Raw genomic sequence first — 1,272 nt, 5'->3', positions numbered from 1 at the left:
CCTGACGGGGTGACAACCCCGTCAAAACCCCTAGCTGAAGCAGGTTAGACCGATTTATGGTAAAAAAAGATGGGGTCAGTATTGTCAAGAAGCCCCATCTATTAAAATGCTACCTTCATCTTACCAAATCTGTTTCCAACAGCAACTCAAAAAGAGCGAATACTTAACTCTGACAATTTTAGTTTTTCTACTCCAAGTTCATAAACAAGTAAGTATTGAATTATTGGCGACATTAATGCCATACCCGATCATGTTTGAGAGCAGACGACGTGGGATTCAAAGATTTCTCAAATTACCAATCCTCCAAATTGAGAAGATTTGGTTACCTCTAATTAAATATATCTTAAGAATTCATTTTAAAAATAAGAAAGAGTTAATAGTTGCCATTGATAGAACCCAGTGGCGGGACAAAAATATCTTTGTGATTAGCCTGATTTGGGAACACAGAGCTTTACCCTTATACTGGCAAATATTATCAAAACGAGGAAGTAGTAACCTCCAAGAACAACAGCTTTTAATTCGTCCGATTCTCAGCCTGCTAAAAAATTATCAAATTGTGGTATTAGGAGACAGAGAATTCGGGAGTGTAAAGCTGGCACGTTGGTTGTGTGAAAAGAATGTAACGTTTGTTTTGAGAGTAAAACAGGGGCGATATATTCAAGAAGAGGGAGAGGAATTTAAGCGCTTAAGTGAGTGTGGTTTAGTACCGGGAACGAGCTTTTATTTGAAGGGAGTTAAAGTAACAAAACAAAAAGGATTTGGTCAGTTTGATATCGCCGGTTATTGGCGACGAAAATATCGAGCTAATGGTGAAGATGAAGGCTGGTATTTGCTCACAAATATAGGGAATTTAAAAAAAGCTGTGTCGGCGTTTAAATGTCGAAGTGGTATCGAAGCCATGTTTAAAGACTGTAAAACAGGAGGCTACAATTTAGAAAAAAGTCATGCTTGTGACGACCGCCTAAAAACTTTAATTTTATTAATAGCTTTGGCTTACAGTTGCGCTATTTTACAGGGACGTAAGCTCAAGCTTATGGGAATTCAGAAATATATTGGTCGTGTTACTGAGAGGTTGCGCTCGCAACCTCGGCACAGCAGTTTTTGGGTTGGATTATATGGTCAATGTTGGGTAGTCGGCATGGAATTTTGTCAAGAAATAGTTGGTGAATTAATGAGCGTGAGACGTAATAAGCTGCCATTCTTCCAGAGGGGGTACAGGGCTATGTCCTTGATTTTATCAAGCTTTTGACGGGGTTGTCACCCCGTCAACTC

Annotated in this window: 1 protein-coding gene; it reads left to right on the top strand. The window is 39.2% G+C overall.

Annotation, left to right across the window (positions count from 1 at the left end):
- The first annotated feature begins 106 nt into the window (after positions 1–106).
- On the top strand, positions 107–1,249 hold the full coding sequence (locus QUB63_RS34940; RefSeq protein ID WP_332949971.1) for an IS4 family transposase: 1,143 nt from the start codon (positions 107–109) through the stop codon (positions 1,247–1,249).
- Positions 1,250–1,272: the final 23 nt, after the last annotated feature.

Source organism: Microcoleus sp. ARI1-B5 (genome assembly GCF_036705795.1).
In the GTDB taxonomy this organism is placed as follows: domain Bacteria; phylum Cyanobacteriota; class Cyanobacteriia; order Cyanobacteriales; family Microcoleaceae; genus Microcoleus.
Note: the sequence above shows the minus strand (reverse complement) of the source record. Positions and strands in the feature narration are given on the sequence as shown.

Excerpts from the sequence above, each read along its gene's own strand:
- QUB63_RS34940 (WP_332949971.1), top strand. The coding sequence starts at position 107 with ATGCTACCTTCATCTTACCAAATCTGTTTCCAACAGCAACTCAAAAAG.